This is a genomic window from Mucilaginibacter sp. (genome assembly GCF_025362475.1).
Taxonomy (GTDB): Bacteria; Bacteroidota; Bacteroidia; order Sphingobacteriales; family Sphingobacteriaceae; genus Mucilaginibacter.
The window spans coordinates 1-22555 of record NZ_JANYGH010000031.1 but is presented as its reverse complement, the minus strand read 5'-3'; the positions used below and the strand labels follow the sequence as shown (position 1 = coordinate 22555).

The following is a 22555-nucleotide window of genomic DNA, read 5'->3' as shown; positions in this document are numbered from 1 at the left end:
ATCTTGATAAGTATAAATTATTATATAGCGAACATCAACTGCAGAATCGGCCCAAAAGAGCCCAGCAAGGAAAATACTCTTGATTCTTGACTCTTGACTCTTGATTCTTGCCTCTTTTTAAATATATGCGTAAACTAACACTAACACTTCTTTTGGCAGGTTCAATTTACTTAGGTAAGGCGCAAACTGCAGTCAATCCTCGTCCGCTTACTATGGATGAGTACAACAAGGCACAATCATTTACCATTGGGGATCTGGATAAGGATACGTACGTTAAATTTGAGAATACTTACGTGCTTGACAGGTATGAGAACCGTAAGCCTTATTTTATTACCGGATCTGACGGATTAAAAAAACGCGTTGACCTGTACAAACTTGTAGCCAAAGAGGGTATGCAGGAAATAGGTTTAATGGTGTTTTATACCAACGAAAAAGGTAAACTATACAGAGCCCTGGTTCCTGATTTTACAGCCGATGGTAAAGTTTGGGAAAAGTATTTTTTAGATATTGATAACATCAACAAGGTTGAAACCAATTTCATCCTGAAGCTGTCCTACATATTATCAAAAGAAATGAGCTTTCAGCAATATAAATTACTCAATGGTGGTAAGGATATGAAAGAAGAAGCAGCTACTTATGGTAATGATATTTGTTTCCCAGGGGATGAAATGGTAACAATGGCCAATGGCGGTAAAAAGATGTTGAAAGCCATCAAAAGTGGCGATGAGGTTATCACCGTTGATCCCGTAACTAATAAAAGTTCGGCAGTTAAGGTAAGGGAATTAACCATTCATGATGCTAAAAACTATGCTTTAACCCGTTTGGTGTTGGTATCCGCAGATGTGAAAAATACAAATGCAGGGCAACTAATAAGCCTTAATTCAAAAGTATTGCAGGCTACGCCAAATCACCCAATGCTCGCCAGGCAGGGTAATCATAAAATGGGCGAGATTACAGAAGGGCAGGAGGTACTTTGCCTTAATGAGCAAACCGGAAAATATGAAGCCTTTACGGTGCTGCAAAAAACAGAGCAAGGTGGCGGTATACAAAAAGTATACAACATTGTAGCTGATGGTGGAAGCACCCTGTTGATGAACGGTGTTATGGTGATGCAAAAGTAAAGCCTCACCCCAAGCCCCACTCCCCGAAGGAGAGGGGCTTTTTAAAATCAGGTTATAGAGAAAAACCTCTATCTTGCCAATCAAAGTTCCCCCTTTAGGGAGCTGAGTGGAATGGCATTAAAAACAACGGTAATAACCGGAGCCACATCAGGCATCGGAAAAGAGACAGCACTTTCATTAGCAAGACAGGGACATGCACTTTACCTGTTGGTGCGTAACATCCAAAAAGGCGATCGGGTTAAACAGGAATTAGTAGAGCAGACCGGCAATAAAGAGATCAATGTTATTAAATGTGATTTGGCCGATTTGCAAAGCGTTCGCGATGCTGTAGCTGAATTATCAGGAAAGCTGTTTGCTATTAACATACTCATCAATAATGCCGGCGGGATTTTTGCTGAGCGGGAGTTGAGTAAAGATAGATTTGAAATGACCTTTACCTCCAACCATTTAGGTCATTTTTTGCTCACCACCAGTTTGATGCCCTTGCTGCAGAAGGGCCAGGCACGTATAATCAACGTAAGCTCTGAGGCGCACAAAAGGGGCAACCCGCAATTTGATGACCTGCAATGGGAGCAATCCTATAATGCCTGGAAAGCATATGGCATGAATAAGTTATTTAATATTTATTTTACACAGTCATTGGCTTCAAAATTTGCCAACATGGGTATTCTCGCCTTTTCACTGCATCCCGGTGTGGTAAGTACCGATTTTTGGCTTAGGTTTAAAGGATTTGGCAAACTCACAACGATGTTGCTTCGCCCGTTCATGATAACTGCAGAACAAGGCGCCGAAACTTCTATATTTTTAGCCACCGCTCCACGCCTTGATAAATACAACGGAGGTTATTTTAAAAAGAAAAAGATCGCTAAAACATCTGCTATAGCAACTGATACTGCAGCCCGTGATAAGCTTTGGGCCATAAGCGAAAAACTCATTTCAAAATAGAATCGATATGATGGCAGGTTAAATGATAAGCTATTTGTGAATTTAAACATGTATCAAAAAAATTACCGGTAATTCTTTGATATAAGGGTTGCAACATTCAAAGTTAATATCTACATTGGATGACTTAAATATGACAATTATGCTGGTAAACAAAAAAATATTGGTCATGCTGGGGTTAATCTCAGTTGTGATATTAGGTGCTATGACATCTATGACACCAAAAGCGGCAGAAGACGAAGGTTTTAAAAACCTGAAAGTGTTGCCGAAAAATATTACAAAAGATCAGCTTCATGCAGTAATGGATGAATGGGAACATTCATTAGGCGTACATTGTAACTTTTGCCATGTGCGTGATGAGGCAGCTAAAAAGATGGATTGGGTAAGCGATGCCAAGCCCGAAAAAAATATGGCCCGCGATATGTTCAAAATGATGAACAAAATTAACAGTAAGTATTTTCATGCTAAAAAAGATTCATTGGGCATGGTGCTAAAGGCTGGTGTTAACTGTAATAGTTGCCACCGCGGTAGTGCTCATCCGGAAGTTACCGTGCCTACTGGTGGTCGTGGCCCGGGTGGTCCGCCTCCTGGTGCACCTGGTCAGCCTGGCCCTCCTCCTGCAGGAGCGCCTGCCCCTGATAAAAAGGAATAATTGTAATACCGCTATTTAAAACGCCTTTAACCTAAAAGTTAGAGGCGTTTTTGTTTGTGATATAGTGGAAAAAAGTACTAAAATAAGTGGGAAATACCCTTTTTATATTTGCTAACAAAATGTTCACAGTAAATTCATGATTAATATTTAACTTTAATGGATTTTAATACCCCATAATAAATTAGCTATAATATGACTGCTGAATTAAATAGCAAGCCTGGCGTTGATAACATTACGCCCATAAGGCCTTTAGCTGCTCAAAAAGAATTACGTTGCCGCAGTTGCAAAGCAAGTATTTCACGCATTAAACGCGGCCCGTTTGTTAAAACATTTTTGTTTTGGTTACCCATTAAACGCTACGTTTGCTATCGTTGTAACCGTAAATCATACAGATTTGATAAAACCGGCAAGTAAACGTAGACTTACAAGTACTGTAAGCGCTGGTTTATTTTAATCCTGGTTCCATAATTAATTCCTGCCTGCTAACCGGTAAATAAATTACATTTGTTTATGCAAAAGATACTGGTAGCCAACCGTGGCGAAATAGCTTTAAGGGTCATGCGTTCTGCGCGTGAGATGGGGATTAAAACTGTTGCAGTTTATTCAGATGCTGACCGTGACGCGCTACATGTACGTTACGCAGACGAAGCAGTGCATATTGGTGCCTCCCCCTCAAATCAATCCTACCTCGTTGGCGAAAAAATTATCGCAGCCTGTATTAAAACAGGGGCGGAGGGTATTCATCCTGGTTATGGTTTTTTGAGCGAGAATGCGGCATTTGCCAGGCAGGTACGGGATGCCGGCCTTATTTTGATCGGTCCGTCGCCCGAAGCGATGGAGGTAATGGGCAATAAGCTATCGGCAAAAGCTGCTGCATTAAAATATAACATACCGATGGTTCCCGGTACCGAGGAAGCTATCACTGATGTTGCCGAGGCAAAAAAGCGTGCAGTTGAAGTAGGTTTCCCCATCCTGATAAAGGCTGCTGCCGGTGGTGGCGGGAAGGGTATGCGTATAGTTGAGGGGCCGAATGATTTTGAAGAGCAAATGCAGATGGCCGTGTCTGAAGCTACATCCGCCTTTGGTGATGGATCCGTTTTCATTGAACGTTACGTTTCATCTCCCCGGCATATCGAGATCCAGGTTTTGGGCGATACACATGGTAATATTGTACACCTGTTTGAGCGGGATTGCTCAGTACAACGCCGCCATCAGAAGGTAATAGAAGAAGCTCCTTCAAAAGTGCTCACCCCGCAAATAAGGGAAAAAATGGGCAAATGTGCAGTTGATGTTGCACGTTCTGTAAATTATACGGGTGCAGGTACGGTAGAATTTATCATGGATGCCGACCTCAATTTTTATTTTCTGGAGATGAACACCCGTTTGCAGGTGGAGCATCCCGTTACTGAATTAATAACCGGTATCGATCTTGTGAAAGAGCAGATCAATATTGCCAGGGGTTTATCTATCAGCTTTAAACAGGAAGATTTGCAGATTCGTGGTCATGCCATTGAACTTAGGGTATATGCCGAAGACCCGGCTAATAATTTCCTGCCGGATATTGGTACCCTGCAAACATATATCACCCCAAAGGGTGCTGGTGTACGGGTTGATGATGGTTTTGAACAGGGGATGGAGATTCCTATTTATTATGATCCGATGATAGCTAAGCTTATTACCTATGGTAAAGATCGTACGGAAGCCATAGAGCGGATGGTAAGGGCCATTGATGAGTATCAGATCACGGGCATTACAACCACATTAGGCTTTGGTAGGTTTGTTATGCAGCACGAAGCCTTTATTACCGGTAATTTTGATACCCATTTTGTGCAAAAATATTTCGCCCCCGAAGTATTGCAAACCGGGAATAAAGAAGAGGCCCGGATTGCTGCGGTATTAATGGAATTATTGTTTAGTCAGAAAAAAGTTAAAATATCATCGGTTGCCGGCGCTGAAACAAGTAACTGGTTGAAAAATAGAAGTAAACATTAATTACAACAATTCAACAAGGCTGCTAAAGCTATCAGCTGTGGCTGCCATGCCATCAGGCACTACACCGAAACCATAGCTGGCAAAAATGAAAGGTACACCCGCTTGTGTGGCTGCATTATAATCGCCCATGGTATCGCCTACATAAACAGCGGCTTTAAGCTCATGATCATTTACGATATCTTTTATGTTGTCTGCTTTAGGGTTGCCTTTGGTGCCAAAGCACTGGTGCGCTAAAAAATAAGGGTGCATGTTATTCAAATCCAAAAACACTTCAATATAACCGTTTTGGCAATTACTAACAATGTAAAGCTTGTATTTTGTACCAAGATATTTAAGGGTTTCTTCTAATTGCGGATAAAGTTCGCCACCTTTAGTATGCAGGATTTCGAGTTCGCTTATTGCACAAAGTTTTTGTACCTCTTTGCGTTGATCGATGGTAAGGGTAGGGAAAAGTTTATCAAAAATGGAATCGTAGGTCATCCCGGTAATGGATCTTACCCGTTCAACTGTCATTTCTTCGTTTAAGTAATCAACTTTAGCAATGGCGTTCTGCCAGGCCAGCGCTACATTAGCGGTGCTATCCCAAAGCGTACCATCGAGGTCAAAAATTATACTATCGAATTTGTTTTTTAATGAAGTATCCATAATGGCCGCAAAAATAAGGGAATATTTTTTGAAGTAGCTATTGTACAGTAAATTATTACATTTAGAAAGAAAATACGCAAGGCATGATCTGTTTTGAAAATCACGATGATTATCGCAAAACATCAGGATCCGCAATAGTGCTTTTGTCATCGATCCCTCACAAATATTTGAGCATCTTTAATTGGCAAAACAATTGAGTAAATTTGTTTATATACAATAAACAGAGGAAGATATAATATTGAATACTGCCCGCCCACCCAAAAATACCATAAATACAAAAGTTACTTTAAAAGAACGTTTTGACGCGTTGCGCAACTTGCCTGCTTTTTTTAAGCTGGTATGGCAAACCAGCCGTTGGATGACCGTGGTTAACACGCCGCTGCGTATCATTCGCTCGGCCATGCCGTTGGGATTACTTTACGTGGGGAAGCTTATTATTGATAACGTGGTTACCATAAGCCACAACCAGGTTAAGGATATGAGCCAGCTTTGGGAGCTGGTAGGGCTGGAGTTTGCATTAGCAATTTTAACCGATGCGTTAAGCCGGGCTATTACATTGATGGATAGCTTACTTGGCGACTTGTTTAGTAATTATACTTCGGTAAAGATCATGGCACATGCCGCTACGCTCGATCTGGATCAGTTTGAAGACTCGGTATTTTATGATAAGCTGGAACGCGCTCGCCAGCAAACCATAGGGCGTACTATATTACTATCACAGGTTATGAGCCAGGTGCAGGATCTTATAACCATGGGCTTTTTGGCTGTGGGGTTGATGACCTTTAATCCATGGCTTATTGTTTTGCTATTGATTGCCATTATTCCGGCTTTTTTAGGTGAATCATACTTTAATGATCGTAGCTATGCCCTTACCCGTGGCCAAACGCCCGAACGCCGCGAGTTGGATTATGTCCGTTACCTGGGCGCCAGTGATGAAACAGCTAAAGAAGTGAAGATCTTTGATCTATCTGGATTTATCATCAATCGCTTTAAAGAACTCTCTGGCAAATTTTACAACGATAACAAGCGCCTTGCTATAAAACGCTCGTTATGGGGGACATTTTTTGCCATGTTGGGTAGTTTAGGTTATTACGGAGCTTACGTGGTAATCATCATCAGGGCGGTTCAGGGTAGTGTAACTATTGGTGAACTTGCTTTCCTGGCAGGTTCATTTCGTCAACTTCGTGCTTTGTTAGAGGGGATTCTTACCCGGTTTACTGCTGTATCGCAGGGGGCCATTTACCTGCACGATTTTTTTGAATTTTTCGAGATCGAACCTAAAATAAAACATGCAGCAAATGCATTGCCGTTTCCTAAAATCATACAGCAGGGTTTTACTTTCGAGGATGTGGGTTTCAGATACGTCAACTCTGACAGATGGGCCAACCGGCATTTAAGTTTTACTTTATACCCCGGCGAAAAGCTTGCACTGGTAGGAGAGAACGGGGCAGGGAAAACTACCCTGGTGAAGTTGTTATCCCGTCTTTATGACCCTACAGAAGGCCGTATTTTGCTGGATGGTATAGATCTGCGTGAATATGATCTTGCCGACCTTCGCCTTAATGTAGGTATCATTTTCCAGGATTATTTACGCTATCAGATGAGTTTTGCTCAAAATATAGCTGTTGGTAAAATAAGCGAGAAGGATAACAGGCCTTTGATAGTAAATTCGGCCAGGCAAAGCCTTGCGGATGTACTTGCGGCTAAACTACCGGGAGCTTATGATCAGCAATTGGGTAAACGCTTTGCCGATGGTGTTGAACTATCAGGGGGCGAATGGCAGAAAGTTGCGCTTGCCCGTGCCTATATGCGGGATGCTCAATTGCTGATACTTGATGAACCAACTTCGGCACTGGATGCACGAGCCGAATTCAATGTTTTTGAACGCTTTGCCGAACTCACCAAAGGCCGGTCGGCAGTATTGATATCACACCGTTTTAGTACAGTACGCATGGCCGATAGAATTCTTGTATTGGAAAAAGGCGAACTGGTAGAAATTGGCAGCCACGAAGAGCTATTGCTTAAGGGAGGGCGCTATGCCGAGTTATTTGATTTGCAGGCAGCAGGATACAGATAGTTTGTATTTCACCTTTTTAAGGTGAGGATAGCCGGCAAGTTATTACCGGGAGGGATTTTTCAATTCTTGAATTTTATAGAAAGCAATATTGTTTGTAATATATATGTTACAATAACTTTAATCTTCATTCTGTTTTTCTATAAATAATCTCAATTAAAGCCTGTTTTCTTAAAGATTGCGTAAAAATACGTGCGCATTTCAGTGTAATCACTATATGTTTTTTATTTATCAAACCTTATCTTTGATATAACATTTATTTGATACCTAAGTCTACATTTAATATCCTACCGCTATGAAGCTATTTTACCATTTTTTGTTTTTTGTTTTTACATCACTCATATTGGTTGCCTGTGCCAATTTATTTGCTTCAGACGCTCCCGGTAAATCCCAAATAGATGAATTTCCTGCCCCTGAGTCCAATAATGTTGAATCGAAAGATGATTCAACAATCTCGATTACTAATAGTGATGCATTTGCCTTTATAGTTAACGATTCAAAAGTTAATTCCCCTTTATACACAAGTTTAATGGAGGATAACGCAATGGATTTTGCTTACCAAAAGTTTGCTTATGTAAGCAACGTTCAAATAGCCCTTAATTATTTCGGCGCACTTAAAAAATTCAAATAAGTTTAGTTGATAGTTAGTTTAATTTAGTTAGGGAAACAGTTGCAAGCAGCCATTACAGAAGTGTAACGGCTGTCTTGTTTTAAGGAGTTAGATGTTCGCCGGGGCAATTAATAATTAAAATGGCCCAAAGTGAAAAGTGCTGTTAAAAGCGGTATAGCTAATAAAAAGTATGCTTTGGCTAATTGTATATTATCGGCATTACCCAATATAAATACTTTGTACAGGTCGTTTTTTATGGTGTTTAATTTAGCTTTCATTGTTCAAAAAATTGATGATCGGTAAATGTGAATCTTTGCAATTTTGACAGAAAGCAGTAAACATGGTTTAACCGTTTGCGTTTATATTTTATCCTTACTCATTTCGGGATGATAATGTAAACCGGGGGTAAGCCAATGAAGCAATACAACCCTTGAGTACCTAAAATTAAACGGCGATAACAATACAGCAACGCTTAATATGATACCACAATACAACCAGGGGTTACTGCTGCCGGTTAAAACATGAATGGCGACAGCAATGGTGACCATTTCGGCAACATTTAGGGCATAGCTCACAAACATAGCTACATAAAAATAACCCGGTTCCCGCTCATAGGTTAAGCCACAATGTGAACAGGTTTTATGCATTGCCTGCCCCTTAAAGCTATACATGCTGGTGCTGAATAAATCGCCCCGGCGACAACGTGGACATTTGGCATGTACTATTGCAGGCCAGGCCGCTAACTCATATTTTTTAGTATTTTCCATGATCATATTAATTATTAATTTTTCAATATCTGTTTGCGGAATTCCTCAGGAGTAATATTCTCCATTTTTTTAAAAAACTTGGTGAAGTAGGAATTGTCGCTGAAGTTTAGTTTAAACGCTATATCACTAATGCTGAGCTGTGGATTGGTTAACAATCTTTTAGCTTCTAACAAAGTACGGTTACGGATCAATTCTCCCGCCGAAAGCCCCACTAAATCTTTACAAACCGCGTTAAGGTGGTTTGGGGTGATATATAATAATTCGGCGTAGTCTTTTGGTAATTTAATATTAGTGTAGTGCTGCTCAATTAATTTATTATAGTTTTTGAGCAGGGTTTGATTATAGGTTAATTTACCTGTGGTATCCTGTTGTACATTCAACCTGTTGATATGGATAAAAATCTCGAGCATCAACAATCTCACCATATCGCTGCCCGAAAGGGAGGGTTTTATGATCTCTGAAAGTATATTCTCAAACAAAGATTTAACCACACCGTAGCTATCTTCCGGCAGATCGATAACCGCGTCTTTCAAACTTCCGCTGAAGAATGAAAAGTTGGTTAGATAACCAGGCTGCAACACGAATGACTGGATAAACGATTCGGAAAAATTAATGATATAACCGTCGGTAAGGCCATCAAAATTCCAGGAATGTACCTGCCCTGGTATCATAAAATAAATTTGCCGAGGTTTTACTTCAAAATTTTCAAAATCGATGCTATGTGATCCGCTACCATCAGTAAACAGTACAAGGTGATAAAAAGAATGACGATGGGGGAAGAACAGGTTCTTGTGCGAGTCGAGATAGGGGGCAAAGCGGCTTGCCAGCAAGTCATCCTGCCTTACGTCAGATAACGAGCAAATATCATATACCGGAATGCTTTGTATCATGTATCAAAATTACAAACAATGCCATGGTTTTGAATGGTACTATTGTTATTTTGAATGGTATTATTTACTGATTTTTGGTTTTTAGCTATTTAAGCTTTAGTCCATTTCTGGATAACATTTTCCAATCTTTCAAATGTGAATGGTTTACTCACAAAATCTTTCATGCCGGCCATGGTACATTCATTTTCATCCTCGCTTAAAACGTTAGCAGTCATCGCTATAATCGGCGGAGCGCTCATTCCATGCTTTTTAAGGATGTTCCTGGTTGCCTGTAACCCATCCATTTCGGGCATCTGTATATCCATAAATATAAGGTCATATAGCTGGTCATCATTCATTCTGATGGCATCCAATCCGTTTTCGGCAATATCAATATTGTATCCAACTTTTTTAAATATCTTACTTGCAATAAGCTGATTCATTTTGTTATCCTCGGCCAAAAGAATCCTTAAAGGGCGGTACAGAAACGTTTTTTTATCTTCTGCCTTGGGTTCAGTAACTACCTCTCCATTGGTTACCTGTAATGGCAAATTAAAAATAAATACAGATCCTTGCGCCTCTTTACTAATGGCCCATATTTTACCATTCATCAATTCAACCAGTTTTTTACAAATGGACAGACCAAGGCCTGTACCGCCATATTTGCGCAGAGCGGTTGTGTTTACCTGTGTAAATGGTTTAAACAACTGTGTTAATGATTCCTGGCTGATACCGATGCCATCGTCTTTTATATGGAAGCTGATATCCTGGAGGCCATCTTTTACTTCGGATCCTTTTACTGTTACGGTAACCGCTCCTTCATCAGTAAATTTGATGGCGTTGCCTATCAGGTTAACTAAAATTTGCTGTAAACGTCCTTCATCTACTTTAACAAATTGAGCTACGTTATCATCAACTATATAGCTAAGCACAATGGGTTTGTGCTGATTGGTAATGCCGGGCTGACTGATATCAACAACCGTTTTAACACAATGCCTGATGTTAGTGGTAACTGGCGAGAGGATCAATTTATCGGCCTCTATTTTAGATATATCCAGAATATCGCTAATGATATTAATAAGCAGATTACCGCTTGCCTGCAGGGTTTGTAGAAGTTCCTGCTGATCTGGCATTAAAGCAGATCGTGACAGTAATTGAGAGGCGCCGATGATTCCGTTGAGTGGGGTGCGTATCTCGTGGCTCATATTAGCTAAAAAGTTCGATTTGGCAAATGTAGCGGCTTCGGCTTCTTCTTTTGAAGCCTGCAGAGCAACTTGTGATGTTTGCAACTCTTCGCTTTTGTGAATAAGGTCGCGCTTATCGGCTTCATGGCTTTTTTTGATGAATCCAATGAGCAGGCCTACCAATACAATGTTTATAACTGCCGATGATATGAGGTCAAATTGGTTTGATGACTCATCCGAGGCTGCTGAAATCCATTGTGGATGTGCCTTTTCGAGCATATAACAGCTGATAAATACACCGGCCAGTATACATATAAATATATAATGGTATCGCTGCTTTACCAGTAAAGTTATCAGCACAATTAAAAAAATACCAATTTGGGTAGTTGATCCGTGTATGCCTCCATTATAAAACCAGCCCGGGAAAATTGAAGCTATACCCAGGCCTATATAAACATATACAAGGTTTTCTTTATAGCCTTTAAACCTGCTTTGGTAATAAGCAAAGGCCGAAAATGAAAGTACAAAAAGATTTGCCAGGATTAAACCCAGGCCAAATCCTAATATAATATTTATTGCAAGCGATATAACATTATTGAAGCAAATGAATAAAGTAAGAGCGTTAAAAAGTTTATTCTCAAGAGACAAACGAGAATCGCCATAACCGATGATTTGTTTTAGCTTTTCCATTTAAGTTAAAAAATTAATTATAGAGTACTATTACGCAAAAAACAACTAAAAGGATAGGGTAATTAATGGAAATTTTTTGAGGAAAAATAATTTAAATATTTAAACAGGTAAATTAACAACATGGAATTGTTTAATAATTAAATTATTTGGCGGGGATAATTATTAAGTAATTAACTCATTAAAAGTTAAGCTTTGAACGGGGGGGAGGGTAATTAATACAGCATGCCTGGTTAAAACATACTGTATTAAGAAGAAATATCAATATGCGCTCGCGCTGGTTAGCACGTCAATTGTTTCTGTACTGAGTTGTAAGGTTGCCGCCTGTGCGAGGTCTTTTAACTGAGATACGGTTGTGGCGCTCACAATTGGCGCCGTTATTGTTGGCCGGGCAATTAACCAGGCTAAAGCCACGGCCGCGGGTTTGGTGTTATATTGTGCCGATACTTCATCTAAAGCCTTTAAAATGCGCATCCCTCTTTCGGTTAAGTATTTTTTTACCAGAGAAGAACGACTACTACCTTCTAAATCAGCCGCGGAGCGATATTTGCCACTTAAAAACCCACTGGCCAATGAAAAATAGCTGATAACACCTATGCTTTGTTCTTTGATAAATGGTTCAAGGGTAGTTTCGTATTTTTCTCTATCAAACAGGTTATATTCTGGTTGCAGGCTCTGGTAGCTGGCCAGTCCTTTTTCACGGCTCACCTTGAGCGATTCATGTAACCGTTCAACAGAAAAATTAGACGCTCCTATAGCCCGTACTTTGCCATCTTTTATTAGCTGATCAAAGGCTCTAAGAGTTTCTTCAACCGGCGTTGTAGCATCATCGTAATGGGACTGATAAAGGTCTATGTAATTGGTTTGCAGCCTCGTTAAAGAATCTTCAACTGCTTTTATTATATAATCTTTTTTTAGTCCTTTTTTATCGGGGGCCAGTTCGGCGCCAACTTTGGTTGCAATGATCACTTTATCGCGTTTGCCACTTAGTTTAAGCCACTTTCCAATTTCTGTTTCAGATTCGCCTCCTTTATTGCCGGGTGACCATTTAGAGTATACGTCGGCTGTATCAACAGTATTGAAGCCTGCATCTAAAAATGCATCCAGTAATAAAGCCGTATCGTTACCCTTAACTGTCCACCCAAAAACATTTCCCCCAAAAACCAAAGGCGCGGTTTTTATTCCCGATGTGCCTAATTCGCGCTGTTCCATAATATAATTTATTAAAAAACTAATTTGATGATAAAAGGTATGCGAAGCGTAAATTGTTTGTCAGGCAGGTATAATAATCAGGTAACAAATTTACTTAAAAATATTATCGGTAACCCTGGCTATATCATAGCTTATCTTATTTATAAAACCCAGCTGCTCTTTTAATAAACTTTCGTCCGCGGTAAGCACCGGCTTTTCAAGTTCAGCCCCTGGGTTTGCTTTGCCAATATTAAACTCAATACTTTGTCCGTGGAGTTTTTTATTGGTTTCGTTTAATACAGCTATGTTTTTTTTAATGAGCTTTAAAGCCTCCGGATGTTGCCGGTGATTATTTTTTATCAGGCCTACTGCAATGGTAGTAATGTATGATGACAGGATATGATTAAGTACAACAAACTTGTGTACTTCCTTTACATTGCGCTGCTTACTTTTAGGTTCGGATGTCATCCGCTCAAACGTAGCTGATAAATTGGCCGATTTTACGTAAACATCTTTACGCGCAAGCTTATAGGCCGTAGTGCCAATAACTTTGTCTGAAATACTTTCGGCTATGGCAATGAGGTAATTGATATTGGCTACCACAACCTCGCGCAGGGTTTCCTCTATCATTTCAAACTCCCAGGTTGGAAATATCAGGTAACTGGCAATAAACGCAATAGAGGACCCGATGACAGTATCTAATATACGTTCTTGGGCTACATTGATTAACCCTACTCCTAAAAATTTGAACAGGATGAGCACATATGGTGTCGTGAAAATTACACTTACCACATAGTTAAGCCGTTGAAAACTATATGCACCCACCATAAAGATCATCAGGAAAATAAACTGAACAGGGATATTGGGTACAAAGCTTAATATCAGTATTCCGATAAGTCCGCCGCCAATGGTGCCTATCAGCCTTTGGTAATTACGTTGTTTGGATAGGCTGAAACCGGGTTTTAAAATCACAATGATAGTTAGCAATACCCAGTAGCTGTGATGTCCCTGTGCTATAGTTTTGGCAGTAATAAAGCCCACCAAACAAACCAGGGCTACCCTAAGTGCATGCTTAAATGCGCCAGAAGCTAAAGTTAAATTGTCCAAAAAAATGTGAGGTGCATAATCCTGATGGGTTACAAATTGTGAGTATTCTATTTCGCCTTTTATTTCGGTTGATTTTAAGGCATTTTTGGCGTTATAATAATTGTAGATATTGTTAATGCCTTCGCTTAAGTTACGGAGATTGATCAGGATTTTTTTTAATACCAGGTTGCTGGTTTCCTGTTGATCTTTACCAATTGAATCAATCTTTAACTTTAGCTTCTCCAGTTCTATGTTGAAATCCATTACATGGCGGTGCCGGGTGTTGGAAAGTACAATATAGGCAATATCATCAAGTTCATCGGCCATATGATGTACAATGCGGGCTATTTCGTTCAAAACACCTGTATCTCCAAATTTTTCGCGGATTTCATTGTAATCATAATGGGTGGCCATTATTTGCTCAAACATATCCACAAGATCAACAAACGTGAGTACCAGGATGCGGCCTGCTCCGGTTGATTCCCGTACCATCACCCTGCTTTTGAATAATAGCTCGCGCACAGCATCCTGGTGCTGGCTTACCTGTATCTGCTGCGATACCAGTTTACGGTAATTTTCATCTATGTTGCTATCCGTATTATAAAACTCAGCTTTTATGCGTAAAAATTTAGCTATATCAGCCACATTTTCGCCAAGGGTTTGTTGTGCCGCACGGTAAGGCCGGATCCCGAAAAATATGAGACTGAATAACATATACCATATCCCGCCCAGTAATATAGTGCCACTATACATAAGCACTTCTGATGGAGCAAGGGCCTTATCCATCATAAATATCATAATGAGTAAAGAGGATGTGCCAATAGATGCGGCCCGGTTTCCGTAAATTATAAAGATGCTGAACAGAAATGAGAAAAGGGTGATTTCCAAACCCAGTGTAAAAACATTTAACCGCGCAAAGCCCGTGGTAACTGCAACAATAAACAGGCACAAATTACCAATGGCCATAGCGTTACGCTTATGTGTAAGTGGCCCCGGATTATCTATTACGCAAATACAAAGGGCACCCAGTGATAATGTTAGTCCAAGATCAAACATGCCAAACTCCAATAACACCAGGGATGGCAGTAATATTCCCGCAGAGATGCGCAAACCATCAGAAAAATACTGACTATAAAAGAAGCTGTTGATCTCCCGGGTATTAAGTTTCATTAATTTGCTTTGTTTTTATTATACGGAGATAAAGCTATGATGTTTACATGGTTCATTGCAAATTTTTAGCAATGAGCGACTCCATTTCATTTAACGCTTTTTTTGCGCCAAAAAAGGTTTTCAAATTTACAAAAATTAAATCTTTTGGGCGTATTTTAATAAATATGGCATTAATAACGAATAACTGTTATAAATTACTCACTTTTTGCTGAAATTTAATTTTAGATATTTAAATTCACCCCCGGTATTGTGCACTGCCCATTGCCCATCAATTTTAACCTTCAACTTATTTGTACTATGTCGTTAACTTTAAAACTCAGTCAAAGAGAAACAACTTTTAATCATGAAGTTGTAACCCGTTTTGAGTTGTATAACAGTTTATTCCAAACGCTTCCTTTTTACCAGGTAAAGGATACAGGAATTTTGTTGCCTTTTTTTAGCTCACATTGCGAAAAGGGGGCTGTAATGAACGCATCACCTACGGATATTATTGAAACCTTTTTTAAGAAGTACGTTCCGGATATTGATCACCGCGAGCAGATAAACAGGATGTTTCGTTTTATACAATACATTGAGCGCCAGGTTGTGTTGTTTGATGCTATTGAAGATTCTTCTTTTAATAAAATAGGTAAGTTTGATGATACCGGAACTTTGCAAAGCCTGCTGCAACAAGCCGCCATAAGTGATGAAACCCGCAAAAACATCAGCGAAAAGTTAAAAGACTTTTCGTTAAGACTGGTGCTTACCGCGCATCCAACCCAGTTTTACCCTGGCACGGTGCTGGGTATCATGACCGACCTTATAGAGGCTGTAAAGGTTAACGATATTAATACTATTGATGTGTTGTTACAGCAATTGGGCAAAACACCATTTTTTAACAAAACATCACCTACGCCTGTTGATGAAGCCATCAGCTTATCGTGGTTTCTGGAAAATATATTTTACCATGCCGTATCGGGTATACAATCAAAACTCGAAGACGAGTTTGATATTGATGCCAGCAATCAGCTGCTTGAAATGGGCTTTTGGCCAGGTGGCGACAGGGACGGAAATCCTAATGTAACTACCGAAACTACCAAAGCTGTTGCCAGCTATTTAAGGCAGCGCCTGTTTAGGTGCTATTACCGTGATTTTAGAACGCTTAAACGCCGTATTACTTTCCGTGGTGTTGAAAAACCTATGGCTAAGCTTGAAAAGCTGATTTACAAAAATGCCAACGAGCAAAATGATCCTAAAAATTTGCAGGCGGAGTTATTGAGCTTGCTTCAATCCATTAAACAAACCATCATTACAGATCACGATAGCTTGTTTGTTGATGTGGTAGAAGATTTGATGCAAAAGGTACGTTTATTCGGTTGTTATTTTGCCACTTTGGATATAAGACAAGATAGCCGTGTATTGCGCAGCGTTTTTGATTTTGTGACTGAACAGGCAGAAACAGGCGTTGTTAAAAGTTATAATAAATTTGATGAAGGCGAAAAACTGAGCAAGCTTACTTTTAACGAGGTTGATTACAAATGCCCGGCCGATGCTGATGACATGACCCGTGACACGCTGGATACGATAAGGCTGATGAAACAAATTCAGCAGAGCAATGGCGAAAAAGCCTGCCAGCGTTTTATCATCAGTAATTGTCAGCAGGCATCAGATATTTTACAACTTATAGATTTATTTTTATGGAGCGGATGGGAAAAAGATAGTCTTACTGTTGACTTTATGCCGCTGTTTGAGACTGTGAATGACCTGACACGTGCAGGCGAGATCATGGAGCAGCTATATACTCATCCATATTATGCCCAGCATTTAAAAATGCGTGGAAACAGGCAAACTATCATGCTCGGTTTTTCTGACAGCACCAAGGATGGAGGTTACCTGATGGCTAACTGGAGCATTTATAAAGCTAAAGTTGAGCTAACAACCATAGCCCGTAAGTATGGCGTAAGCCTTGCGTTTTTTGATGGCAGGGGAGGCCCACCGGCACGCGGCGGAGGTAAAACACATCGCTTTTACGCTTCAATGGGTAATGAAATAGCTAATGATCATATTCAGCTCACCATACAGGGACAAACAGTAAGTTCGCAATATGGATCAATTGAAACCGCTAGGTTTAACATGGAGCAATTGGTTAATGCGGGAGTTATATCGGCCTTGCATCCTAATCGTAATGATTTATTGGATAGCAGGCACAAATCGCTGATATCGGAAATGGCTGATGAAAGTTATAAGCTATTTATGGCGTTGCGTGCTCATCCTTTGTTTGTAGAGTACCTGGAAAAATTTAGTCCGCTTAAACTATTGTCAAGGATTAATATCAGTAGCCGCCCAACCAAACGTAACGCCGGCGCGCCATTGAAGCTGGAAGATTTGCGTGCCATTAGCTTTGTAACCTCATGGAGCCAGCTTAAGCAAAGCATTCCTGGTTTTTACGGTGTAGGTACAGCGCTTAAAAAGATGAAGGATGGGGGTAACTGGCACGAAATTCAGGAACTATATCAAACATCTGGTTTCTTTAAAACCATGCTGGATAATTGCATGATGTCTATGTCAAAATCAGATTTCAGGGTTACCGCCTATCTTGAAAAAGATGAAACATTTGGGGATTTTTGGAAAATGCTGAAAGATGAGTTTGAACTAACCCGTGAAATGCTGTTAGAACTAACAGGCTCTACTGTTTTAATGGAAGAATACCCTGTTGAGCGCCGTTCTATCGCCATTCGCGAAAAGATAGTACTGCCATTGGTTATTATTCAGCATTATGCCCTGCAATGCCTAAACAACAGTAAAGATAGTGAGTTAGTAGATATTTATGATAAGCTGGTAATTCGTACGGTTTATGGTATTGTGAACGCCGGTAGAAATTTGGCGTAAGCAGAAACCTCGCCCAGCCCTCTCCAAAGGAGAGGGCTTAAAAAAGCGAGTAGAAAAAAAACAAAAAAAGGATATTGCGGGGGGATATTCAACACTCTGCCGCAATAATGATGTTTTAAAAGGTTTGTCATCCTGAACGTAGTGAACGATCTATTTGCAGATTTACAGGGCGAAGAAGCATGATGAATAATAGATCTTTCACTACGTTCAGGATGACAAAGTTTTTTTGCAAAAAAACTGACGATAATTTATTTACAACGCCGGTTGCATCCCTGTGGAAATAGCAAGCCTGTTCCATGCGTTAATTGCTATGATGGCCAGTATCACTTGTGCAATATAGGCTTCAGGTAAAACTTTGGCTACGGCTTCATAGGTAGCGTCAGCAACATGGTTTTGTATCAATGTAACCTCTTCTGTTAAGGCCAGTATTGCTCTCTCTTCTTCGGTAAAAAGTGGTGTTTCTCTCCAGGCATTAAGCGCATAAATACGTTGTTCGGTTTCACCGGCTTTACGGGCGTCTTTGGTATGCATATCTATACAAAAAGCACAGCCATTTATTTGAGATGCCCGGATTTTGATCAATTCGCGGTGAGTTTTACTTACAGTGCTTTTGGCGATATATTGATCAAGGTTTAATAATATTTTGTAGGCTTCCGGGTCGGTTTTACCGATATTTACTCTTGTTTTCATTTTTATGTTGTTTTGATACATCAAAGGTAGTATCAAAACAGGCGTCAAAAAATGAATCAAGATTAATAAAACAGAAGTGCGCTAACCTTTTTTCGCCCTTATTTTGCTCATAAATTGTGGAGTAAAACCAAGATATGATGCCAGCATGTATTGAGGTATCCGCTGCATAAAAGCCGGGAACAAACTATTAAAATGCCAGTATCTTTCTTCATCGCTCATACTGTAAATATATTTAATACGGGTTTGGGCTGCGGCAAATGCCCGTTGCTGTACTATTCTGAAATAACGTTCCAATTTAGGGACTGCTATAAAAAGCTCTTCGAGTTTGCTTTTTGTTATGCTGATAACCTCGGTATTTTCAATGGCCTGGATATAATAAAAAGATGGGCTACCGCTATCCAAACTTACATAGTCAGTAAGCCACCAGTTTTCGATCGCAAATTGGGTTATCTGCTCGTTTAATTTTTTGTTGATAAAATAGAGGCGTAAACAGCCATTACTTACAAAATAAAGCTCCTTACAAATATGATCCGGTTGTAGCAGAAAAGCTTTTTTCTTAACGGTTTTCACTACCACAGCCGAATTGATCAATTGCTCATCGGCTTCGGTAAGTTCGATGAATTTTTTAATATGATCAGTAAGTTTGGAGTGCATATAGATGGTGCTTAAAAGCAGTTGGAGTTTTTTTCAAGAATGTTTTATACTCAAGCTGCACAGGTTGTATCGCAAAGCTACATTGTAAGCCGGAGATTACTTAATATCTATGGATGAAAGTTGCAGAATACCAGACTTACGAAGTTTTCAAAACTTCGTAAGTCTTTCCTATGATCCTGACAAATTATTTTTCGAGGTAATCCTTCAATGATATGCCTGTTATATGTGTCCAGCCGGCAACAAAATTTTCTTTTTTGAAGGCATCTGTTTGAGGGAAGGTTTCCAGGCCTGTATGGGTGAGTTTAAGGCGGGTGCCTTCACCTTCGGGGAACAACTCCCATGTAACTTCCGAATCGCCTTCGCGACCATCATAGCGCCAGGTATAGGCAATTTTGCTGCCTTCAACAACTTGGGTTACTCTGCACAGGTGGCGATATTTAACATGATCGTCACCTGCTGTGAACTCAAACTCGAAGCCAACTTCCGGTTTAAATTCGGCAATGTTAAAATACCATTCCTGCATTTTATCCCTGTCGGTAATGGCTTCCCAAACTTTGCTCACAGGTGCGTTGTAAGTGCGTTCAATTTCAAAAGGTTGTGTGCTCATAATTTTTCATTTTTAGGATTTATACTATCAGTGTTTTGTTCTTTGGTGAGGAATATATCCAGGGCATCAAGTTTTTGTGTCCAGAACCGGCTATACTGTTCGGCCCAATCGGTTATTTCTTTAAGTTGTTTTAAATCGGCTTTGCAAAATCGTTCGCGGCCCTGCTGCTTAATAACCAATAAACCACACTCTGTAAGAATCTTGATGTGCTTGGATACAGCTGGGCGGCTCATCTCAAAATTATCGGCCACCGCATTAAGGTTCATGCTTTGGTGCGCTATCAGGTTGATGATTTCCCTTCGGGTGGGGTCGGCAATGGCTTTAAAAACGTCTCGGTGCATGGTAATAATGGCTATATGAAACCTTATGGTTACAAATTTATATGAAACCTTTTGGTTACGCAATAGTGAAATGAAAAATAACCTCAGGTCATTTCAATGGCCCCTGGGTTATTTGCGTCAGAATAAAGTTATGGTACTTATTTATCCGAAGGGTTTTTCTTGTTATTCAGTAACATGGTCACCATCTTAGCTAAGCGTTCTTCACGCGTTTTTTCCTGTTTGGCGGTTAATATCCACAGTAGATATTCTTTCTTATTGCTATAGGAGAGTTGCTGAAACCAAGACAGGGCGGCAGGCTGTTGCTCAAGTGCACTCTTAACATTAGCGGGGAGGGTTACTGCTTTTTTATCGACATCAATAAACTCACTGTATTCATTATTCCGGATGCTTTCATTTCGCCCTTCAGAAATTTTTGATTGTCCCTCAGGCCTGAAACGCAAAGCCGTCCATGTTTCATCAATTGCTGCAGCAGCAACCGGACCCCATCCATATTTAGTTGGTTCATCCCAACTGCCCATCATTTCGAGATCTGTTTTTATGCCAGAGCTTTTTTTGGGATAGATGATCCAGAAAATGGTATTATTATTTAATAACGGAAACACCACCTTCAGTTCTGATGCCAGTTCGGCACTGCTGTTAACAAATAATTGTATCCCGTTAAATTCGCCGGCAGTATTAAAAACAACCTGGGCACCGTCTGGTAAAGGTGATAAACTATCCGGGTAATTTGCAGGTGCATTTTGAAACAGCCACCGGGAATCAGGTTTTATTTGCAATTTTTTTGCGAGGGCGTTCATTGGGTTATTGGTCATTACATTGGAGTAGCTAATTTACAAAATAAATTAACTTCCCGGCAGATGAGAAGTGGGTACACATTGCAAGTAAATCACTCCCGACTATTTTATAGCCAGCTTCGCAAAGAAATCCCAAAGTACAATGCCAGCCGAAACCACAATATTGAATGAGTGTTTAGTACCAAATTGAGGAATCTCGATACACGCATCAATATTTTGCATCACTTCATCGCTCACGCCGTTTACTTCGTTGCCAAATACAAGTGCATATTTTTTAGTAGCATCAGGATTAAATTCATTGAGCATGATACTGTTTTTAGCTTGCTCAACAGCAATGATCTGGTATCCGTCAAGCCGTAATTGCTCAACGGCTTGTAATGGCGTTTCGAAATAGGTCCAGTTTACAGATTGGGTGGCTCCAAGCGCTGTTTTCTCAATTTCACGATGAGGAGGTTGAGCAGTGATGCCACAAAGGTAAACCTGCTCAACCGCAAAACCATCAGAGGTACGAAAGATAGAGCCTATATTGTGCATGCTGCGCACATTATCCAACACAACGGTAACCGGTAGCTTATCCTGTTCCTTAAATTCCTCAACAGAAGCCCGGTTCAGCTCATCTAACTTTAATTTGCGAATCTCCATAGTTTATTTTTTACTGGTTCATTAGCTTTATCAATAAACTAATAAACTTCGAGGCGCAAAAGTATTGATAAATAGCTTAAATAGCCACCTCGTTTAGTAAACCTACGCCGTTGCCAATTAAAGAGCTGTATACAGACGGTGCATAGCCTATTTTACTGGTGTAGTAATCTGTTACACCTTTGCTGTAATCTTCAAAGGCATCGCCTTTAACAAGGGCTATTGCACAACCGCCAAAACCTGCACCTGTCATACGGGCACCGGCAACATCAGGGTTTGTTTTACTGTACTCTGCCACTGTATCAAGTTCAATACCGCTTACTTCGTACAAATCTCGCAGGGAATCGTGAGATGCATACATGAGTTTGCCAAACTTGGCTAAATCATTATTAGCTAAAGCTTTGGCAGCAAGTTTTACACGGTCGTTTTCTTCAATAACGTGTTTGGCACGCTTAAGTACAACTGTGTCAGTTATCAGGTGTTGGTATTTTTGAAGCGTTTCGGCATCAATATCGCACAGGTGATTGATGTTTAGTTCTTGCTGAAGGGCAGTTAAAGCCGTCTGGCATTCTTCCACACGTTCATTGTATTTTGATTCGGCCAGTTTGCGGGGTTTATTGGTATTGATAATAGCCAGCAGGTAGTCGCCAAGGTTACTGTCAACGGCCTCATAATCCAAAGTATCACAATCCAACATCAGGGCCTTGTTCTCTTCGCCAAAGGCAACAGCAAACTGATCCATAATGCCGCTGTTCAAACCTATAAATTCGTTCTCAACCTTTTTAGCCATCAACACCAATTCCAGCTTACTGAAACCGCCTTTAAACAACTCGTTAAAAGCATAAGCGGTTACAACTTCGATAGATGCCGAAGAAGATAAACCCGACCCAATTGGGATATCACCATAATACATAATGTCCAAACCTTGTAATTGCTTGCCACCCTTTACAAAATAATGGATAACACCTAAGG

General features: G+C 40.2%; 22 protein-coding genes. 8 read left to right on the top strand and 14 right to left on the bottom strand.

Translation table 11 applies throughout. The features are described from left to right. Window positions 1-125: 125 nt before the first annotated feature. The 5 genes from Q0R88_RS11485 to accC all read left to right on the top strand — a co-directional run bounded on the left by Q0R88_RS11485 (window position 126) and on the right by accC (window position 4707). A complete protein-coding gene (locus tag Q0R88_RS11485; protein WP_295716204.1) occupies window positions 126-1121 on the top strand; it encodes a Hint domain-containing protein in 996 nt (331 codons plus the stop codon). Between the two features lie 111 nt (window positions 1122-1232). Then, window positions 1233-2066: an SDR family oxidoreductase gene (locus Q0R88_RS11480; protein ID WP_295716202.1), complete on the top strand. Its 834-nt coding sequence runs from the start codon at window positions 1233-1235 to the stop codon at window positions 2064-2066. A gap of 166 nt (window positions 2067-2232) precedes the next feature. Beyond that, on the top strand, window positions 2233-2715 hold the full coding sequence (locus Q0R88_RS11475; protein WP_295716200.1) for a c-type cytochrome: 483 nt from the start codon (window positions 2233-2235) through the stop codon (window positions 2713-2715). 192 nt (window positions 2716-2907) lie between these two features. Continuing rightward, the gene (locus Q0R88_RS11470; RefSeq protein WP_295716197.1) at window positions 2908-3129 is read left to right on the top strand and encodes a hypothetical protein; all 222 of its coding nucleotides are present in this window, start codon (window positions 2908-2910) and stop codon (window positions 3127-3129) included. Window positions 3130-3225: 96 nt separating this feature from the next. Next, complete coding sequence (accC, locus tag Q0R88_RS11465) at window positions 3226-4707, top strand: acetyl-CoA carboxylase biotin carboxylase subunit (protein WP_295716194.1); 1482 nt, start codon at window positions 3226-3228, stop codon at window positions 4705-4707. Here accC and Q0R88_RS11460 read toward each other — a convergent pair whose 3' ends face one another. After that, window positions 4708-5502, bottom strand: coding sequence for an HAD family hydrolase (locus tag Q0R88_RS11460; protein WP_295716192.1), 795 nt, complete (start codon window positions 5500-5502; stop codon window positions 4708-4710). A gap of 88 nt (window positions 5503-5590) precedes the next feature. On the opposite strand from Q0R88_RS11460, the gene Q0R88_RS11455 reads away from it, so the two are divergent. Both Q0R88_RS11455 and Q0R88_RS11450 read left to right on the top strand, forming a co-directional pair. Beyond that, on the top strand, window positions 5591-7429 hold the full coding sequence (locus tag Q0R88_RS11455) for an ABC transporter ATP-binding protein (protein WP_295716191.1): 1839 nt from the start codon (window positions 5591-5593) through the stop codon (window positions 7427-7429). A 292-nt stretch (window positions 7430-7721) separates the two neighbouring features. Then, window positions 7722-8057, top strand: a complete 336-nt coding sequence (locus tag Q0R88_RS11450; protein ID WP_295716189.1) for a hypothetical protein — start codon at window positions 7722-7724, stop codon at window positions 8055-8057. A gap of 107 nt (window positions 8058-8164) precedes the next feature. Here the strand turns inward: Q0R88_RS11450 and Q0R88_RS11445 are convergent, their stop codons facing one another. From Q0R88_RS11445 to Q0R88_RS11420, 6 genes are all read right to left on the bottom strand, one after another. Next, window positions 8165-8314 (bottom strand): hypothetical protein, encoded by a 150-nt coding sequence (locus tag Q0R88_RS11445; RefSeq protein ID WP_295716187.1) that lies wholly within the window; start codon window positions 8312-8314, stop codon window positions 8165-8167. An 81-nt stretch (window positions 8315-8395) separates the two neighbouring features. Continuing rightward, on the bottom strand, window positions 8396-8803 hold the full coding sequence (locus Q0R88_RS11440) for a DUF983 domain-containing protein (protein ID WP_295716185.1): 408 nt from the start codon (window positions 8801-8803) through the stop codon (window positions 8396-8398). Between the two features lie 14 nt (window positions 8804-8817). Further along, window positions 8818-9693 (bottom strand): helix-turn-helix transcriptional regulator, encoded by an 876-nt coding sequence (locus Q0R88_RS11435; RefSeq protein ID WP_295716183.1) that lies wholly within the window; start codon window positions 9691-9693, stop codon window positions 8818-8820. Window positions 9694-9782: 89 nt separating this feature from the next. Beyond that, entirely contained in the window at window positions 9783-11546 is a 1764-nt protein-coding gene (locus Q0R88_RS11430) for an ATP-binding protein (protein ID WP_295716180.1), read from the bottom strand. 258 nt (window positions 11547-11804) lie between these two features. After that, window positions 11805-12755 carry an aldo/keto reductase gene (locus Q0R88_RS11425; RefSeq protein ID WP_295716178.1) on the bottom strand — a complete coding sequence of 317 codons (951 nt, stop codon included), beginning with the start codon at window positions 12753-12755 and terminating at the stop codon, window positions 11805-11807. Window positions 12756-12845: 90 nt separating this feature from the next. Further along, window positions 12846-14990, bottom strand: a complete 2145-nt coding sequence (locus Q0R88_RS11420; protein WP_295716176.1) for an FUSC family membrane protein — start codon at window positions 14988-14990, stop codon at window positions 12846-12848. A 297-nt stretch (window positions 14991-15287) separates the two neighbouring features. On the opposite strand from Q0R88_RS11420, the gene Q0R88_RS11415 reads away from it, so the two are divergent. Beyond that, window positions 15288-17858, top strand: a complete 2571-nt coding sequence (locus tag Q0R88_RS11415; protein ID WP_295716174.1) for a phosphoenolpyruvate carboxylase — start codon at window positions 15288-15290, stop codon at window positions 17856-17858. A gap of 252 nt (window positions 17859-18110) precedes the next feature. Here Q0R88_RS11415 and Q0R88_RS11410 read toward each other — a convergent pair whose 3' ends face one another. The 7 genes from Q0R88_RS11410 to Q0R88_RS11380 all read right to left on the bottom strand — a co-directional run. After that, window positions 18111-18548, bottom strand: a complete 438-nt coding sequence (locus Q0R88_RS11410) for a carboxymuconolactone decarboxylase family protein (protein WP_295716172.1) — start codon at window positions 18546-18548, stop codon at window positions 18111-18113. Window positions 18549-18629: 81 nt separating this feature from the next. Then, window positions 18630-19202: a Crp/Fnr family transcriptional regulator gene (locus Q0R88_RS11405; protein WP_295716170.1), complete on the bottom strand. Its 573-nt coding sequence runs from the start codon at window positions 19200-19202 to the stop codon at window positions 18630-18632. Between the two features lie 184 nt (window positions 19203-19386). Continuing rightward, the gene (locus Q0R88_RS11400) at window positions 19387-19809 is read right to left on the bottom strand and encodes an SRPBCC domain-containing protein (RefSeq protein WP_295716168.1); all 423 of its coding nucleotides are present in this window, start codon (window positions 19807-19809) and stop codon (window positions 19387-19389) included. Then, on the bottom strand, window positions 19806-20150 hold the full coding sequence (locus tag Q0R88_RS11395; protein WP_295716166.1) for a metalloregulator ArsR/SmtB family transcription factor: 345 nt from the start codon (window positions 20148-20150) through the stop codon (window positions 19806-19808). The genes Q0R88_RS11400 and Q0R88_RS11395 overlap by 4 nt, the downstream gene beginning before the upstream one ends. A 137-nt stretch (window positions 20151-20287) precedes the next feature. Further along, on the bottom strand, window positions 20288-20962 hold the full coding sequence (locus Q0R88_RS11390; protein WP_295716164.1) for a YdeI/OmpD-associated family protein: 675 nt from the start codon (window positions 20960-20962) through the stop codon (window positions 20288-20290). An 84-nt stretch (window positions 20963-21046) separates the two neighbouring features. Beyond that, entirely contained in the window at window positions 21047-21580 is a 534-nt protein-coding gene (locus Q0R88_RS11385) for an RNA methyltransferase (protein ID WP_295716285.1), read from the bottom strand. Window positions 21581-21662: 82 nt separating this feature from the next. Continuing rightward, window positions 21663-22555, bottom strand: an 893-nt coding sequence (locus Q0R88_RS11380) for a galactokinase (RefSeq protein ID WP_295716162.1), incomplete at its 5' end; no start/stop codon positions are given.

What these genes read in the sequence shown, in the direction of transcription:
- Q0R88_RS11485 (WP_295716204.1), top strand. Translation starts at nt 126, where the DNA reads ATGCGTAAACTAACACTAACACTTCTTTTGGCAGGTTCAATTTACTTA.
- Q0R88_RS11480 (WP_295716202.1), top strand. Translation starts at nt 1,233, where the DNA reads ATGGCATTAAAAACAACGGTAATAACCGGAGCCACATCAGGCATCGGA.
- Q0R88_RS11475 (WP_295716200.1), top strand. Translation starts at nt 2,233, where the DNA reads ATGCTGGGGTTAATCTCAGTTGTGATATTAGGTGCTATGACATCTATG.
- Q0R88_RS11470 (WP_295716197.1), top strand. Translation starts at nt 2,908, where the DNA reads ATGACTGCTGAATTAAATAGCAAGCCTGGCGTTGATAACATTACGCCC.
- accC (WP_295716194.1), top strand. Translation starts at nt 3,226, where the DNA reads ATGCAAAAGATACTGGTAGCCAACCGTGGCGAAATAGCTTTAAGGGTC.
- Q0R88_RS11460 (WP_295716192.1), bottom strand. Translation starts at nt 5,502, where the DNA reads ATGACAAAAGCACTATTGCGGATCCTGATGTTTTGCGATAATCATCGT.
- Q0R88_RS11450 (WP_295716189.1), top strand. Translation starts at nt 7,722, where the DNA reads ATGAAGCTATTTTACCATTTTTTGTTTTTTGTTTTTACATCACTCATA.
- Q0R88_RS11445 (WP_295716187.1), bottom strand. Translation starts at nt 8,314, where the DNA reads ATGAAAGCTAAATTAAACACCATAAAAAACGACCTGTACAAAGTATTT.
- Q0R88_RS11440 (WP_295716185.1), bottom strand. Translation starts at nt 8,803, where the DNA reads ATGGAAAATACTAAAAAATATGAGTTAGCGGCCTGGCCTGCAATAGTA.
- Q0R88_RS11435 (WP_295716183.1), bottom strand. Translation starts at nt 9,693, where the DNA reads ATGATACAAAGCATTCCGGTATATGATATTTGCTCGTTATCTGACGTA.
- Q0R88_RS11430 (WP_295716180.1), bottom strand. Translation starts at nt 11,546, where the DNA reads ATGGAAAAGCTAAAACAAATCATCGGTTATGGCGATTCTCGTTTGTCT.
- Q0R88_RS11425 (WP_295716178.1), bottom strand. Translation starts at nt 12,755, where the DNA reads ATGGAACAGCGCGAATTAGGCACATCGGGAATAAAAACCGCGCCTTTG.
- Q0R88_RS11420 (WP_295716176.1), bottom strand. Translation starts at nt 14,990, where the DNA reads ATGAAACTTAATACCCGGGAGATCAACAGCTTCTTTTATAGTCAGTAT.
- Q0R88_RS11415 (WP_295716174.1), top strand. Translation starts at nt 15,288, where the DNA reads ATGTCGTTAACTTTAAAACTCAGTCAAAGAGAAACAACTTTTAATCAT.
- Q0R88_RS11410 (WP_295716172.1), bottom strand. Translation starts at nt 18,548, where the DNA reads ATGAAAACAAGAGTAAATATCGGTAAAACCGACCCGGAAGCCTACAAA.
- Q0R88_RS11405 (WP_295716170.1), bottom strand. Translation starts at nt 19,202, where the DNA reads ATGCACTCCAAACTTACTGATCATATTAAAAAATTCATCGAACTTACC.
- Q0R88_RS11400 (WP_295716168.1), bottom strand. Translation starts at nt 19,809, where the DNA reads ATGAGCACACAACCTTTTGAAATTGAACGCACTTACAACGCACCTGTG.
- Q0R88_RS11395 (WP_295716166.1), bottom strand. Translation starts at nt 20,150, where the DNA reads ATGCACCGAGACGTTTTTAAAGCCATTGCCGACCCCACCCGAAGGGAA.
- Q0R88_RS11390 (WP_295716164.1), bottom strand. Translation starts at nt 20,962, where the DNA reads ATGACCAATAACCCAATGAACGCCCTCGCAAAAAAATTGCAAATAAAA.